The 15,674-nt window shown below is 64.4% G+C and carries 10 protein-coding genes; 8 read left to right on the top strand and 2 right to left on the bottom strand.

Annotation, left to right across the window (positions count from 1 at the left end; genetic code table 11):
• Window positions 1-100: 100 nt before the first annotated feature.
• The 7 genes from AOT83_RS11210 (at window position 101) to AOT83_RS11180 (ending at window position 13,810) form a co-directional block, all read left to right on the top strand.
• Window positions 101-1,075, top strand: coding sequence for an alpha/beta hydrolase family protein (locus AOT83_RS11210; protein WP_030096111.1), 975 nt, complete (start codon window positions 101-103; stop codon window positions 1,073-1,075).
• Window positions 1,076-1,235: 160 nt separating this feature from the next.
• Window positions 1,236-2,216, top strand: coding sequence for an alpha/beta hydrolase family protein (locus tag AOT83_RS11205; protein WP_057965353.1), 981 nt, complete (start codon window positions 1,236-1,238; stop codon window positions 2,214-2,216).
• Window positions 2,217-2,449: 233 nt separating this feature from the next.
• Entirely contained in the window at window positions 2,450-3,430 is a 981-nt protein-coding gene (locus AOT83_RS11200) for an alpha/beta hydrolase family protein (protein ID WP_030096109.1), read from the top strand.
• A 212-nt stretch (window positions 3,431-3,642) separates the two neighbouring features.
• Window positions 3,643-4,653, top strand: a complete 1,011-nt coding sequence (locus AOT83_RS11195) for a cutinase family protein (protein WP_057965352.1) — start codon at window positions 3,643-3,645, stop codon at window positions 4,651-4,653.
• Window positions 4,654-4,942: 289 nt separating this feature from the next.
• The gene (fadD32, locus tag AOT83_RS11190; protein ID WP_057965351.1) at window positions 4,943-6,856 is read left to right on the top strand and encodes a long-chain-fatty-acid--AMP ligase FadD32; all 1,914 of its coding nucleotides are present in this window, start codon (window positions 4,943-4,945) and stop codon (window positions 6,854-6,856) included.
• A gap of 49 nt (window positions 6,857-6,905) precedes the next feature.
• Window positions 6,906-12,254, top strand: a complete 5,349-nt coding sequence (gene pks13, locus AOT83_RS11185; RefSeq protein WP_057965350.1) for a polyketide synthase Pks13 — start codon at window positions 6,906-6,908, stop codon at window positions 12,252-12,254.
• A 2-nt stretch (window positions 12,255-12,256) separates the two neighbouring features.
• Window positions 12,257-13,810, top strand: a complete 1,554-nt coding sequence (locus tag AOT83_RS11180; protein ID WP_057965349.1) for an acyl-CoA carboxylase subunit beta — start codon at window positions 12,257-12,259, stop codon at window positions 13,808-13,810.
• A 63-nt stretch (window positions 13,811-13,873) separates the two neighbouring features.
• On the opposite strand, the gene AOT83_RS11175 is transcribed toward AOT83_RS11180, so the two are convergent.
• The gene (locus AOT83_RS11175) at window positions 13,874-14,287 is read right to left on the bottom strand and encodes a hypothetical protein (RefSeq protein ID WP_030096104.1); all 414 of its coding nucleotides are present in this window, start codon (window positions 14,285-14,287) and stop codon (window positions 13,874-13,876) included.
• A 39-nt stretch (window positions 14,288-14,326) separates the two neighbouring features.
• Window positions 14,327-15,301 carry a cation diffusion facilitator family transporter gene (locus AOT83_RS11170; protein WP_030096103.1) on the bottom strand — a complete coding sequence of 325 codons (975 nt, stop codon included), beginning with the start codon at window positions 15,299-15,301 and terminating at the stop codon, window positions 14,327-14,329.
• Window positions 15,302-15,397: 96 nt separating this feature from the next.
• Between AOT83_RS11170 and AOT83_RS11165 the strand changes: the two genes are divergently transcribed.
• On the top strand, window positions 15,398-15,667 hold the full coding sequence (locus tag AOT83_RS11165; RefSeq protein ID WP_057965348.1) for a hypothetical protein: 270 nt from the start codon (window positions 15,398-15,400) through the stop codon (window positions 15,665-15,667).
• The last annotated feature ends 7 nt before the right edge of the window (window positions 15,668-15,674 follow it).

The following is a 15,674-nucleotide window of genomic DNA, read 5'->3' as shown; positions in this document are numbered from 1 at the left end:
CGTCGCGATACGAAGACGACCGTGTCAGACACTTCAGACGCAATGTTGCGTTACAGAAGTGACAGTTGTGACTTTCCCCAATGAAACGGATGGACCCCAGATGAGCGTGCGCGTGAGAGCCCGCCGCGTGCTGACGGCCCTGTTAGCGGCGTTTGTGATGCCCGTGGCGATGGCTGCGGGCTTGGCGGTCAACCCCGCCACCGCGCATGCTTTTTCGCGCGAGGGACTTCCGGTCGAATACCTGGACGTCTACTCCAATTCAATGGGACGCAACATCCGCGTCGAGTTCATGGGTGGGGGACCTAAGGCGGTTTACCTGCTCGACGGACTTCGCGCCCAAGACGACTTCAATGGCTGGGATATCAACACCGCGGCCTTCGAGTGGTTCTACCAATCGGGGATTTCGGTGGTCATGCCCGTAGGCGGCCAGTCGAGTTTCTACACCGACTGGTATTCGCCGTCGGCGCTCAATAAGCAGCCGTACACGTACAAGTGGGAAACGTTCCTCACTCAGGAATTGCCCGCCTATCTGGCCACCAATAAGCAAATATCGGCCACGGGTAATGGCGTGGTGGGACTCTCGATGAGTGGTGGCGCGGCATTGATCCTGGCCGCCTTTCACCCCGCGCAATTCAGATTCGCGGGCTCGCTTTCGGGGTTCCTCAATCCGTCGACCATCTTCATGACCAACGCGATCCGGGTCGCGATGCTCGACGCCGGTAGTTACAGCGTCGACAACATGTGGGGCCCGCCGTGGGATCCGGCGTGGCGGCGCAACGACCCCACCGTGCAGGTCCAGGCGTTGGTCGCGGCCGGGACTCGCCTCTACATCTACTGCGCTCCTGGTGGTTCGACACCCATCGACGAAAACGCCGATGCCGGTGTCGCGCTGAGCGCGAGCAGCTTGGAGTCGCTGGCAGTCAGCGGTAACAAGAGGTTCCAACAGGCGTATGCCGCAGCCGGCGGCAGCAACGCCACATTTGTCTTCCCCTCGTCCGGGAATCACTCCTGGCCGTATTGGGGACAGCAACTGCAGGCCCTCAAGGGTGATCTGATTGCCACGATCAATGGCTAGGGTCTCGGGGCACCTTGAGAAGGTCCGCAGGCGCACATAGTGATGGTGCTGCAGGTCCTTCAGATGTGGTTGACTACCGCGCGAGTATGCGATGGGCGTCCATCAAATCCCTTGACCTGCGCGTGGGAAATCGATTGAAACAGATGGGAAAACGAAGTAAATGAAGCTCTTTTCGAAGATGCGTGGTGCTACCGCGCGTCGGCTGGCTGTAGTTGCCACGGCCGCGGCCGTGCTGCCGGGTCTTGTCGGCGTCACCGGTGGTTCGGCGATTGCGGGCGCATTCTCGCGTCCCGGGCTTCCGGTCGAGTACCTGCAGGTGCCGTCGGCGTCGATGGGCCGCGAGATCAAGGTTCAGTTCCAGCCCGGTGGCACCAAGGCTGTCTACCTGCTGGACGGTCTGCGTGCGCGCGACGACTTCAGCGGCTGGGACATTGAGACCACCGCGTTCGAGGACTACTACCAGTCCGGTATCTCCATGGTCATGCCCGTCGGCGGACAGTCCAGCTTCTACACGGACTGGTACAACCCGGCCAAGGGCAAGGATGGTGTCTGGACCTACAAGTGGGAGACCTTCACCACTCAGGAGCTCCCGGCGTACCTGGCTGCGAACAAGGGCATCTCGCAGACCGGTAACGCTGTGGTCGGTCTCTCGATGGGTGCCTCGGCCGCGCTGACCCTGTCGATCTACCACCCGCAGCTGTTCGTCTACGCGGGTGCGCTGTCGGGCTTCCTGAACCCGTCGGACATGAAGTTCCAGATCGGTATGGCCATGGGCGACGCCGGTGGCTTCAGCGCATCGGACATGTGGGGCCCGGACAGCGATCCGGCCTGGCAGCGCAACGACCCGTTCCTGAACATCCAGAAGATCATCGACAACGGCACGCGCCTGTGGATCTACTGCGGCACCGGTGACTCCACCGACCTGGACGCCACCCGCAACGGTTTCGAGAACTTCACCGGTGGCTTCCTTGAGGGTATGGCCATCGGTTCGAACAAGAAGTTCGTCGAGGCCTACACCGCGGCCGGCGGCAAGAACGCCCACGTGGAGTTTCCTCCGGGCGGTATCCACAACTGGACCTACTGGGGCCAGCAGTTGCGGGCCATGAAGTCTGACATGGTCGCCTACCTGCAGAGCCACTAGGCGTAAGCAGTCAAAAGAGCGGTGGCCACCCTGTCTTTGGCAGGTGGCCACCGCTCTTTCGTCTTTTCGCCGGATTGTGTCTCAAGACCACATCGGTCCGGTTGCGGAGCACCAACAACCGTGACGGGATGTGTTGACAGCCGCCCTGATGTGGTTGACTACCTCGGGGACCCCACAGGATGTCTGTCGGCCTGACATGTAACGCCGACTGAAGCAGACGGGATACTGAGGTAATGAAGCTCTTTACACATATGCGTGGCGCGACTGCGCGTCGACTTGCGGCCGTGGCCGCCACTGCGGCTGTTCTACCAGGACTTATCGGCGTCGCCGGTGGTTCAGCGGTAGCGAATGCCTTCTCGCGTCCGGGTCTCCCTGTTGTAGACCTGCAGGTGCCGTCGGCATCCATGGGCCGCGACATCAAGATCCAATTCCAGGGAGGCGGCGCCAAGGCCCTCTACCTGCTGGATGGTCTGCGCGCACGCGACGACTTCAACGGCTGGGACATTGAGACCACTGCGTTCGAGGACTACTACCAGTCCGGTATCTCGCTGGTCATGCCCGTCGGTGGACAGTCCAGCTGGTACACCGACTGGTACCAGCCCGCCAAGGGCAAGGACGGCGTCTTCACCTACAAGTGGGAGACCTTCCTGACCCAGGAGCTGCCCGCGTACCTGGCTGCCAACAACGGTGTGTCCCGGACCGGTAACGCTGTCGTCGGCCTCTCGATGGGTGGCGCGTCCGCCCTCACGCTGGCCAACTACCACCCGCAGCAGTTCATCTACGCCGGTGCGCTCTCGGGCTTCCTGAACCCCTCGGACATGAAGGGTCAGGTCGGTATGGCCATGGGCGACGCCGGCGGCTTCAGCGCCCAGGACATGTGGGGCCCGGACAGCGACCCGGCGTGGGTCCGCAACGACCCGTTCCTCAACATCGACAAGACGGTGGCCAACGGCACCCGGCTGTGGATCTACTGCGGTAGCGGTGACGCGACCGACCTGGACGCCACTCGCAACGGTTTCGAGAACTTCACCGGTGGCTTCCTCGAGGGCATGGCCATCGGCATCAACAAGAAGTACGTCGATGCCTACACCGCCGCCGGCGGCAAGAACGCCCACGTGGAGTTCCCTCCGGGTGGTCTGCACAACTGGACCTACTGGGGCAACCAGCTCCGTGCCATGAAGTCCGACATGGTGAGCTACCTCGGTAGCCACTAGTCATCACTGACAATCGCAAAAGCGGCGGCCACTTCGGTGGTCGCCGCTTTTGTCGTTTCGGGATCGCCGACGGCCACAATCGAGTAACGAATTCTGTGCTGTGACGATCATTTGCGCAGGTGCGGGTGGCATCGGTTCGGTAGCCTCGCTCGGGGCTCCCGGTACCGTGGAGCAAGCTGCGAGACCGCACGTCACGAACGGCCAGGAGACACATGCCCAAGACCTCGAGTAGTAAACGGCACCGGATTCTCGGTTTGGCCGCGGCGCTGGCCGTTGCCGTCGTCGTCATCCTGGTGATCGCGATCATCGTGGTCATCGTCCGCAGGCCCGACGACGTCACGCCCCCCGCGGGGCAGGTGACGACGACGACACCCCCGCTGACGCGTCCCGGCCAGAAGCCGCGGCCGGCCTTCCAGAGCGCCGACTGCCCCGACGTGCAGGCGCTCATCATCCCGGGTACCTGGGAGTCGTCACGCACCGACGACCCACTCAATCCGACCGAGTTCCCGCGGTCACTGCTGCTGAACGTGTCCCGGCCGATCACCGAGAAGTTCGATAAAGCCCGGCTGGAGACGTGGACGGTGCCGTACACCGCCCAGTTCCACAACCCGTTCGCTAATGACAATCAGATGTCGTACAACGACAGCCGCAAGGAAGGCACCGACCGGGCGGTCAAGCAGCTCTCCGAGATGTACGACCGGTGCCCGCTCACCAGCTACGTTCTGGTTGGTTTCTCGCAGGGTGCGGTGATCGCCGGTGACATCGCCAACCAGATCGGAAACGGCGAGGGACCCGTCGATCAGGACCTGGTGCTCGGCGTGACATTGATCGCAGACGGCCGCCGCCAGGACGGGGTCGGGCTGTCGCCAGGGCCCAACCCGCCCGGACAGGGCGCCGAAGTCACCCTGGGCGATCTGGGGGTGTTGGATTCCTTCGGTCTGAAGATGTCGGGGCCGCGTCCCGGCGGATTTGGTGAGCTCAACGATCGCACCAACCAGATCTGTGGAACCGGGGATCTCATCTGCGCGGCGCCGCCGGACGCCTTCAATATCTCCAACCTGGGTAAGACGCTGGACATTCTGTCCGGGGGCGCAGGTGCCCCGGTACACGCGCTGTACGCCACGCCGGAGTTTTGGCAGATCGACGGCCAGCCGGCGACGGTATGGACCACCAACTGGGCCGAGGGGCTCATCGAGAAGGCGCCCCACCCCAAGCACGGCTGACAAGTGTCGATGTCATCTTCGCAACAGGGCGCCGAGATATTTGGCGGGCACGGTACGCTCGCCTAAGATTAAGAGAAAAATAAGACTGCAAGTCGTTCGTGAGGTTGAGTGATTTTGGCTGGCTGACGCTGACCGATAATCTCGTCGCGAATGGCCGCCTGAGCTGCCGTAGTACGCGATCGCCTCTCGGTAGGATCATCGAGGATTTGACGTTCGCGATGACGCGTGCTCGCGAATGCCTCAGGCCCGCGAAACGCGCATCATGCGCCGTCATAGGAGAGAAGCACACATGGCGTTCGACAACCCGTTCCTCGACTCGGCGGGCCACATCAAGTTCCCCGAGGACGGGAGCATCGTTGGCCACGTTGAGGGTTGGGCGGAGTCGCAGGGCGACAGCCTGGCCTACCGGTTCCTCGACTTCTCGACAGAGCGCGACGGTGCCTATATCGACATCACCTGGTCGCAGTTCGGCGCGCGCAACCGCGCCGTGGCGGCCCGCCTGCAGCAGGTGACCAAGCCGGGTGACCGTGTCGCCATCCTGGCCCCGCAGAGCCTCGACTACCTCGTCGCTCATTTCGGCGCGCTCTATGCCGGCGCGATCTCTGTGCCGTTGTTCGATCCCAGCGAGGCCGGCCATGCGGGCCGTCTGCACGCTGTCCTCGACGACTGCCAGCCGTCCGCGGTGCTCACCACGACCGATTGCGCCGAGGGCGTGCGCAAGTTCTTCCGGAATCGCCCGCCCAAGGAGCGTCCTCGCGTCATTGCCGTCGATGCGATTCCCGAAGACGTGGGTTCGACCTGGGTTGAACCGGTGGCCACCAAGGACACCATCGCCTACCTGCAGTACACCTCCGGCTCGACCCGCGCGCCCGCCGGTGTGCAGATCACGCACCTCGGCCTTGCGACCAACCTGCTGCAGCTGATCGACGCGTTGTCGGCCAAACAGGGACAACAAAGCCATGAAGATCTGCGCGGAACCACCTGGCTGCCGTTCTTCCATGACATGGGCCTGATCACGGTGATGGTGCCGTCGATGATCGGCCGGTACATGACGGTGATGAGCCCGGCGGCGTTCATCCGCCGCCCCCTGCGTTGGCTGCGCGAAATGGCCGTCAAGGGCGACGATCACGGTGGAACTTTCTCGGCGCTGCCCAACTTCGCCTTCGAGCATTGCGCATTGCGCGGTGTGCCTAAGGAGGGCGAGCCGCCGCTGGACCTGTCGAACGTGTACTCGATCATCAACGGTTCCGAGCCGGTGTCCACGGCCTCGATCAAGAAGTTCTGCGATGCCTTCGAGCCGTACGGCTTTGATCCCAGGGCGATTCACCCGTCGTACGGCATGGCCGAGGCCACTCTGTTCGTGACCTCGACCATTTGGAACACGGAGCGGGCGCGCGTGCTGCACGTGGACCGCACCGAACTCAACGCCGGGCGCATCGTGCAGGTGGAGCCGGGTGCCGACAACTCGGTGACTCAGGTGTCCAGCGGCCGGATGGCCCGGGATGAATGGGGCGTGATCGTCGACGGCGAGACCGCGTCGGAACTCCCCGACGGGCAGATCGGCGAGATCTGGTTGCACGGCAACAACATTGGGTCCGGCTACTGGGGCCGTCCGGAGGAGACCCGCGAAGCGTTCCACAACACGCTCAAGTCACGGATCTCCGAATCGCACGCCGAGGGCGTGCCCGATGACGCCAACTGGCTCAACACCGGCGACCTCGGAGTATGGGTCGACGGCGAGCTGTACATCACCGGCCGCGTCAAGGACCTCATCATCGTGGACGGACGTAACCACTACCCGCAGGATGTGGAGTTCACCGCGCAGGAGGCCAACAAGGCGCTGCGCCCGGGATACGTGGCCGCGTTCTCGGTACCGGCCAACCAGCTGCCGCAGGTGGTCTTCGACAATCCGCATGCCGGTCTGAAGTACGACCCGGAGGATTCCTCGGAGCAGCTGGTGATCGTGGGCGAGCGCAGCGTGGGCGGACACAAGTCGGACAACCAGGCGGTCGGCGACGATGTGCGCGCCGCCATCGCGGTGCGTCACGGCGTGACAGTGCGGGACGTGCTGCTGGTGCCCGCAGGCTCGATCGCCCGGACCTCCAGCGGCAAGATCGCCCGCCGCGCCGCCCGGACCAGCTATCTGGACGGCAGCCTGCGCGGCGGATACCAGCAGACCGCATTCCCCGACGACCGGCAGTAACCGTTCACACACGGTCGTCCGTACGCAACACCCCGGAGAGGGCTCGAACATGACTGATACGCAACAGGATTCGACACCAGAGACCGAACCCGAGGCTCCGGAGGCGACAGATGGCGGTGCCGGTTCGGACGCGCCTCCCGCGGGCGGGGCACCGCAGGGCGAGCTGACCATCCCGGAGATGCGCGCATGGCTGCGCGACTGGATCGCCAAGGCCACCGGGGTGAGCCCCGACCGTGTCGACGAGTCGGCGCCCATGGTGGAGATGGGCCTGTCCTCGCGCGACGCGGTGGCGATGGCTGCCGATATCGAGGACCTCACCGGGGTCACGCTGACGGCCACCGTCGCCTTCCAGCACCCCACCATCGAGTCACTGGCCACCCGGATCATCGAGGGTGAACCGGAGCTGCCGGACGCCGGTGAAGAGGACTGGTCACGCGATCCCAACGTTGCCGCAGGCGAATTCGACATAGCGGTGATCGGTCTGTCGACGCGCCTGCCCGGCGATGTGAACTCACCGGCGCAGCTGTGGGAGGCGCTGCTGGAAGGCCGCGACGCCATCACCGACCTGCCCGAGGGGCGTTGGGAAGAGTTCACCGTCGAGCCGCGCATCGCCGAACGCGTTGCGCAGGCCAGCACCCGTGGCGGATACCTCAAGGACATCAAGGGATTCGACGCCGAGTTCTTCACGCTGTCCAAGATGGAAGCCGACAACATGGATCCGCAGCAGCGGATCGCTCTCGAATTGACCTGGGAGGCACTGGAAAACGCCCGTATCCCGGCGTCTGCGCTCAAGGGTCAGAGTGTCGGTGTGTACATCGGCAGCTCCAACAACGACTACAGCTACCTGTCGGTGGCCGACCCCACCGTCACGCACCCGTACGCCATCACCGGCAACGCGAGTTCGATTATCGCGAACCGGGTTTCGTATTTCTATGACTTCCGCGGGCCAAGCGTCGCCGTCGACACCGCATGTTCTTCGTCGCTGGTCGCGGTGCACCAGGGGGTCAAGGCCCTGCGGTGCGGCGAGGCCGACGTGGTGGTGGCCGGTGGTGTCAACGCGCTCATCACCCCAGTGGTAACGGTCGGATTCGATGAGGTCGGCGGCGTGCTCGCGCCGGATGGCCGCATCAAGTCGTTCTCGCAGGATGCCAACGGCTACAGCCGTTCCGAGGGTGGCGGCATGCTGATACTCAAGCGGCTCTCTGATGCGCGGCGCGACGGTGACCCGATCATGGCGATCATCGCCGGGTCCGCGGTCAATCACGATGGCCGGTCCAACGGTCTGCTCGCGCCCAACCCGGATGCTCAGGCAGAGGTACTGCGCAAGGCCTACAAGGACGCCGGTATCGATCCGCGCACCGTCGACGTCATCGAAGCGCATGGCACCGGCACCATCCTCGGCGATCCGATCGAGGCAGACGGCCTGGGCCGGGTGGTGGGCCGTGGCCGCGACGCCGACAAGCCCGCGCTACTGGGCTCGGCGAAGTCGAACTTCGGGCACCTGGAGTCCGCGGCCGGCGCCGCGAGCTTGTCGAAGATCGTGTTGGCCTTGCAGAACAACAAGGTTCCGCCGTCGATCAATTACACCGGCCCCAACCCGTACATCGACTTCGACGCCATCCGCCTCAAGGTCGTCGATCAGGTTTCCGACTGGCCGCGCTACAGCGGCCACGCCATCGCGGGTGTCTCCGGTTTCGGATTCGGCGGCGCCAACGCCCACATCGTGGTGCGTGAGGTGCTGCCCATCGACCTGGTCGAACCGGCGGACCCGTCCGAATCCGATGAGGACGCCGACGTCAATGGCAAACACGCTGCGGCAGAGGAAGATACCGACGGCAGCGGTGACGACTCCGTTGCTACCCGCTTTGACGAGTACGGCGAGTTCCTGGGCGGGTACTCCGACGAGCCGGCAGAACTGCCCGGACTGACCGATGAGGCCAAGCGTCTCCGGGATGAGGCACTGGCCGCGCTGTCGAATGAAGAGCCGGTGACTCCCGTTGTGCCGCTGTTCATCTCAGGCTTCCTTTCCTCGCGCAAGAAGGCCGCTGCGGCGGCCCTGGCCGACTGGATGGAAACCGAAGAGGGGCAGTCGTACTCGCTGGAGTCCATCGGCCGTTCGCTCTCACGTCGCAACCACGGCCGCTCGCGCGCGGTGGTGCTGGCACACGACCACGAAGAGGCCGTCAAGGGACTGCGCGCCGTCGCCGAGGGCAAGCAGAAGCCCTATGTGTACTCCGCCGACGGACCCGTCAGCAGTGGCCCGGTGTGGGTGATGGCGGGATTCGGTGCGCAGCACCGGAAGATGGGCAAGAGCCTGTACCTGCGTGATCCGCTCTTCGCCGAGTGGATCAACAAGGTCGACTCCTACGTGCAGGACGAGCGGGGCTACTCCGTCGTCGAGCTGATCCTCGACGATTCGCATGAGTACGGCATCGAAACCAGCAACATCGCCATCTATGCCATCCAGATCGGGTTGGGCGAGGTGCTCAAGGCGCACGGCGCCAAGCCCACCGCAGTGATCGGGCAGTCGCTGGGCGAGCCCGCCTCGGCCTACTTCGCGGGTGGCTTGTCACTGGCTGACGCCACCCGGGTCATCTGCTCGCGTGCTCACCTGATGGGTGAGGGCGAGGCAATGCTGTTCGGCGAGTACATCCGGCTGATGGCTTTGGTCGAGTACTCGGCCGATGAGCTGAAGACGGTGTTCTCCGATTTCCCGGACCTCGAGGTGTGCGTGTACGCAGCCCCGTCGCAGACCGTCATCGGCGGTCCGCCCGCGCAGATCGACGCGATCGTGGCGCGCTGCGAGGCCGAGGGCAAGTTCGCCCGCAAGCTGCAGACCAAGGGCGCCGGCCATACCTCCCAGATGGACCCGCTGCTCGGCGAGTTCGCCGCAGAGTTACAGGGCATCGAGCCGACAACTCCGACCGTCGGGATCTTCTCGACGGTGCACGAGGGCAACTATTTCCGCCCCGGCGGTGAGCCGCTGCACGATGTCGATTACTGGAAAAAGGGAATGCGGCATTCGGTCTACTTCACCCACGGCACCCGCAATGCCGTCGAAGCCGGCCACACCACTTTCCTGGAGCTGGCGCCGAATCCTGTGGCGCTCATGCAGGTTGGTCTCACCACCATGGCGTCCGGTCTGCCCGACGCGCAGCTGATCGCGACCCTCGCCCGCAAGGAGGACGAGGTCGAGTCCCTGGTCAAGACCATGGCGCAGCTGTACGTGCACGGCCACGCCCTGGATCCGCGGACACTGTTCGACAAGGCCGCCAAGTCGTCGGACTACGCGCCGATTCCCGCCACAGAATTCAAGCGCAAGCCGCACTGGCTGCCCGCTCACTTCAGCGCCGACGGGTCGACCCGCATCCCGGGCACGCACGTCTCGCTGCCCGATGGCAAGCATGTCTGGGAGTGGAGCCCGCGAGAGACCGCCGGGGTCGATTTCGCCGAGCTGGTGAAAACGGCGGCGACATCGGTTATTTCGGGTGCACAGCTCACTGCCTTTGAACAGCGGGCCATCCCGGGCGAGGGATCCACGCTGGTGACCACGCTGTCGCGGCACCCGGGTGGTGCCACCGTGCAGGTACACGCCCGCATCGGTGAGTCGTTCACGCTCGTCTACGACGCAGTGGTCTCCCGTGCCGGTCAGGGCGGTGCCTTGCCGTTCGCGACCGCCGCGGGTGTGGCCACCAACGGTTCGGCGACGGTGACGGCTGCCCCGGCACAAGCGGTCGCGGTCGTGGAAGACGAAGTGCCCGAAGAGATTCACGACAACCTGCTCTCCGGGGCGGGCGCGGGCGCCGACTTCAAGAAGTGGAGCAAGGAGTCCGGCGAACCGGTTATCGAGCGCCTGGCCGCGATCGTGTCGCTGGCCATGGGCTACGAGCCCGAGGACGTGCCGCGTGAGGTGCCGTTGATCGAGCTGGGTCTGGATTCGTTGATGGCAGTGCGTATCAAGAACCGCGTCGAATTCGACTTCGACCTGCCGCCCATTCAGCTGCAGGCCGTGCGCGATGCCAACCTGCTCGATGTCGAGCGGCTGGTCATCTACGCGTTGGAGAACCCGGACGCCGTGCACGAGCTGCACGACTACCAGCAGACCGATGAGTTCAAGGAGGCCGCGCCGACAGGCGGCATGCTGTCAAAGGCTGATCTGGAGAAGGTGCTGGATGCGGTGCCGCAGCCGGCGGAGCCAGAATCCTCCAACGAAACGGTCGACAGCGCTCCCGCCGCGGAGTCGGCCCTTTCGGCGGAGACGTCGGAATTGGCCAAGGCCGCTGCCGCGATGAACCAGGAGGCGATCGCCGAGGCACTCAACGCTGATGTGCCGCCGCGTGATGCGGCCGAACGCGTGGCCTTCGCCACGTGGGCCATCGTTACCGGTGAGTCGCCGGGCAGCATCTTCAATGCGCTGCCCAAGATCGATGACGCAACGGCAGAGAAACTCGCTGAACGCCTTTCGCAGCGTGCGGACGGCGAGATCGGCGCCGAGGAAGTCAAGCTCGCGCCGACCATCGAGGCACTCGGCGAGGTTGTCCGCAGCCGCCTGGAGGCCGGCAAGATCGACGGTTTCGTGCGGACGCTTGCACCCCGGCAGGAGGGTTCCGCCACGGTTCCCGTCTTCGTGTTCCATCCTGCGGGTGGTTCGACAGTGGTCTACGAGCCACTGTTGAAGCGGCTGCCGGAGGGCACGCCGATGTTCGGCTTCGAACGTGTCGAAGGCACCATCGAGGAGCGGGCCGCCCAGTACGTGCCGAAGCTGCTGGAGTTGCACAAGGGCCCGTTCATCCTCGCCGGGTGGTCACTGGGTGCGGTACTGGCGTACGCCTGCGCGGTGGGTCTTAAGGAGGCCGGCGCCGAGGTCGCCTGGGTCGGCAATATCGATGGGGTGCGCCCCGGGACGCCGATCCTGACGACCACGGAGGAGACGCGCAAACGCTGGGATCGCTACGCGAAGTTCGCGGAGAAGACCTTCAACGTGCAGATCCCGGAGATCCCCTACGAGCAACTCGAGGAGCTTGACGACGAGGGGCAGGTGCGGTTCGTGCTGGAGGCCGTCAAGGCCGCCGGCGTGGAGATTCCGGGCGGCATCATCGAGCACCAGCGCACGTCCTACCTGGATCAACGGGCCATCGACACCTCGACGCCGGTGTCCTTCGACGGGCATATGACGCTGTACATGGCCGACCGGTATCACGATGACGCCATCACCTTCGAGCCCGCGTACGCGACTCGCCAGCCCGATGGTGGCTGGGGCGAGTTCGTCTCCGATCTCGAGGTGGTCCCGGTTGGCGGGGAGCACATCCAGATCATCGACGAACCGTTCATCGCTAAGGTCGGTGCTCATATGAGTCAGGCATTGCGTTCCATCAATGCGAAGAACCAGGAAGGCTAGACGTGTCACCACATACAACTGCGGAGAAGGTCGCCGACCTGCGTGAGCGGATTGCCCGCACACAAGAGCCGGGTGACGCCAAGGCCATCGCCAAGCGTGATGCCAAGGGCATCCCGAGTGCGCGTGCCCGCATCCACGCACTGCTCGACAAGGGCAGCTTCCTGGAGCTCGGCGCATTTGGGCGTACCCCAGGTGATCCGAATGCCCCGTACACCGACGGTGTGGTGACCGGATTGGGCCGCATCGACGACCGTCCGGTGGCAGTCTTCTCGCACGATCAGACGGTGTATCAGGGAAGCGTGGGCGAGATGTTCGGCCGCAAGGTCGCCAAGCTCATGGAGTGGGCGGCGACCAACGGCTGCCCGGTGATCGGTATCAACGACTCGGCGGGCGCCCGCATTCAAGACACCGCCACCTCGTTGGCCTGGTACGCCGAGCTGGGCCGTCGTCACGAGATGCTGCGCGGCATGGTTCCGGAGATCTCGTTGATCTTCGGCAAGTGTGCCGGCGGCGCGGTGTATTCGCCGATCCAGACCGACCTCGTGGTCGCGGTGCGCGATCAGGGCTACATGTTCATCACGGGCCCCGACGTCATCAAGGACGTCACCGGCGAGGACGTCACATTCGACGAACTCGGCGGCGCGGACGTGCAGGCTCAGCGTGGCAACATCCACAAGGTGGTCGAGGACGAAGCGGCCGCGTACCAGTACGTGCGCGACTACCTCAGTTTCTTGCCTTCCAACACGTTCGACTATCCGCCGATCGTGAATCCGGGCCTGGAGCCCGAGATCACCGAGGACGATCTGTACCTCGACACGATCATCCCGGATGCCGATAACCAGGGCTACGACATGCACGAGGTCCTGCTGCGGATCTTCGACGACGGCGACGTCTTCGAAATCGCCGACCAGCGCAGCCCGTCCATGATCACCGCGTTCGCCCGTGTCGATGGAAGCCCGGTCGGCGTCATCGCCAACCAGCCGATGCACATGTCCGGAGCGGTGGGCAACGAGGCCTCCGACAAGGCGGCCGGTTTTATCCGCTTCTGTGACTCGTTCAATCTTCCTTTGGTGTTCGTTGTCGACACCCCGGGCGCCATGCCGGGTGTGGAAGAGGAGACGAACGGCGTCATCAAGCGCGGCGGCAGGTTCTTCAATGCCGTGGTGGAGGCCGATGTGCCCAAGGTAACCATCATTACCCGCAAGGCCTATGGCGGCGGGTACGCGGTCATGGGCTCCAAGCAACTCTCAGCCGACTTGAACTTCGCCTGGCCCACAGCGCGTATCGCGGTGATCGGCGCCGAGGGTGCCGCGCAGCTGCTGGTGAAGCGATTCCCCGATCCGACGGCTCCAGAGGTGCGGAAGATCCGACAGGACTTCATCGACGGGTACAACAAAAACCTGGCCACGCCGTGGATCGCTGCCGAGCGTGGCTACATCGACGGCGTGATCGAGCCGCATCAGACGCGGCTGCTATTGCGTCAGTCGCTGAAGCTGTTGCGGGACAAGCAGAATCTCGGCAAGGTGCAGCGCAAGCACGGCCTCACCCCGATCTAACGATCCGCCATCAGAAGGCCCCCGCACGCGACGCGTGGCGGGGGCCTTCTGCTTGTCGGAGTTTTAGTCGCGCAGCACCAGGGCGCGGCTGCCCGCGTGCGCCCACACCATGGCGGCGGCGATCGATATCAGCATCGTCATCCAGGAAAACCAGGTGACGTCGATACGCGGACCGGAGATGAAGCTGTCTTGCACGGCCGGCCAGTACGTCGGCATGAGGTGGACATAACCGAGCCCGAGGACGCTGGCGGTGCCCACCACCACGGTGGCCTCCGGGGCGTGCTTGCGGTGGCGCAGGATCATCGTTACCGCAATCGCGATCAGCACTGCGTGCGTGGCCGAGAGGTACGTGAGCGTGGGCGGTGCCGCCGCGATACCGCGGCGCAGGTGGTCGATGAGGTCCAGTGCCCAGCCGATGATGAAAGCAACGGTGGCGACCCGCAAAAATCTGTCGGCGCGAGTGGTGAGCTCTGTCATCGCGACCTCCGTTGGTCTACTACAAACGATAGTAGATACCTAACCCTTGCCGGGCAACATGCTTTCGCCCGAGCGGTACGGCTCTCCATGGGGGTCGAGGCAGTGTGTGGAGGCCTCGGTGTCCTCGTGGTCGACCTGCAACGTGGTGTGGTCGATGTCGTACTGCGTATGGAGTAACCCTTCGATGTCGCGCCGTATTCCATGGCAGTCCGCATCGGGGGCCACCAGGATGTGGGCGGACAGTGCGGGCTGGCCGGAGGTGATCTGCCAGATGTGCAGATCGTGCACTTCGGCGACGGATGGCAACGCTGCGAGTTGGGTGCCGATGGCCTCGGGATCCATGTTCGCCGGTGCGGCTTCAAGGAAGATGCGGCCCGATTCACGCACCAGGCCCCAACCGGCCTTGAGCATGAGCGCGGCGACGACGAGGGCGGCAATGGCATCGGCCCGGGTGAACCCGGTGAGCCACACCACGGCACCGGCGACGGCGGTGGCGATGAAGGCGTACAGGTCGTTGAGGATGTGCTGGAAGGCCCCCTCGACATTGAGGCTGGACCGGTTGGCCTTGCTGATGCACCAGGTGGCTGCCACATTGACGGCGATACCCGCGAGCGCCGTGATGAACACAAGCAGCCCCGACACCTCGGGGGGAGTGATAAGGCGGCGGATGCCTTCGTAGATGAAGAAGGCGGCAAGCAGGAACAGGGTGACGCCGTTGGCCTGTGCCGACAGGATTTCGGCGCGTTTGAGTCCGTAGGTATAGCTGCCGCGAGCCGGGCGGGAGGCGAGGCGAATAGCAATGAGCGCCAACACGATCGATGCCGCGTCGGTCAGCATGTGCCCGGCATCGGAGATCAGCGCCAGCGACTGGGCGATCACACCGATGACGACCTCGATGGCCATGAATCCGCCGATCAGGATCAGGGCTATGGTCAGCCATTTCCGATCGGCGTCGGCACTCACGCCGTGGCTATGCGAGTGCCCGGCTCCGTGCTCGTGTGCGTCGGTGGACATGGCCACTTCCTTTCTTAGATTCATGCAAACATATGCATGCTAGCATGTGTCATGACAAACGTTCAGCCCTTGACCTGTCCCAAGTGTGAGTCGCAGATGCTCTCGACGAAATGGTTTGGTGTCCGCACATTCCAATGCACGGGCTGCGCCGCCGTGCTGGTGGAGCAGGAGAGTCTGCAGCAGTTCGTGGACGGCGCCGCACGCTTCGGCCCGTCGGCGCATATCGACCAGGCGCCCCCCGTGCAGCCGTATCCACCCGCCCCGCAACCGTATCCGCCCGCGCCACCGCAGCAGGACTACCGCGGCGTCATGGGTGGACTATTCGGTGGAGGAGGCCACGGCTATCGGCGACGGGGCCACCACTAGTCCCCTA

Origin of the sequence: Mycobacteroides sp. H001, assembly GCF_001440005.1 — a bacterium.
In the GTDB taxonomy this organism is placed as follows: domain Bacteria; phylum Actinomycetota; class Actinomycetes; order Mycobacteriales; family Mycobacteriaceae; genus Mycobacterium; species Mycobacterium gwanakae.
This window is presented reverse-complemented; position numbering and strand designations above follow the sequence as displayed.

Excerpts from the sequence above, each read along its gene's own strand:
- AOT83_RS11210 (WP_030096111.1), top strand. The coding sequence starts at position 101 with ATGAGCGTGCGCGTGAGAGCCCGCCGCGTGCTGACGGCCCTGTTAGCG.
- AOT83_RS11205 (WP_057965353.1), top strand. The coding sequence starts at position 1,236 with ATGAAGCTCTTTTCGAAGATGCGTGGTGCTACCGCGCGTCGGCTGGCT.
- AOT83_RS11200 (WP_030096109.1), top strand. The coding sequence starts at position 2,450 with ATGAAGCTCTTTACACATATGCGTGGCGCGACTGCGCGTCGACTTGCG.
- AOT83_RS11195 (WP_057965352.1), top strand. The coding sequence starts at position 3,643 with ATGCCCAAGACCTCGAGTAGTAAACGGCACCGGATTCTCGGTTTGGCC.
- fadD32 (WP_057965351.1), top strand. The coding sequence starts at position 4,943 with ATGGCGTTCGACAACCCGTTCCTCGACTCGGCGGGCCACATCAAGTTC.
- pks13 (WP_057965350.1), top strand. The coding sequence starts at position 6,906 with ATGACTGATACGCAACAGGATTCGACACCAGAGACCGAACCCGAGGCT.
- AOT83_RS11175 (WP_030096104.1), bottom strand. The coding sequence starts at position 14,287 with ATGACAGAGCTCACCACTCGCGCCGACAGATTTTTGCGGGTCGCCACC.
- AOT83_RS11170 (WP_030096103.1), bottom strand. The coding sequence starts at position 15,301 with ATGTCCACCGACGCACACGAGCACGGAGCCGGGCACTCGCATAGCCAC.
- AOT83_RS11165 (WP_057965348.1), top strand. The coding sequence starts at position 15,398 with ATGCTCTCGACGAAATGGTTTGGTGTCCGCACATTCCAATGCACGGGC.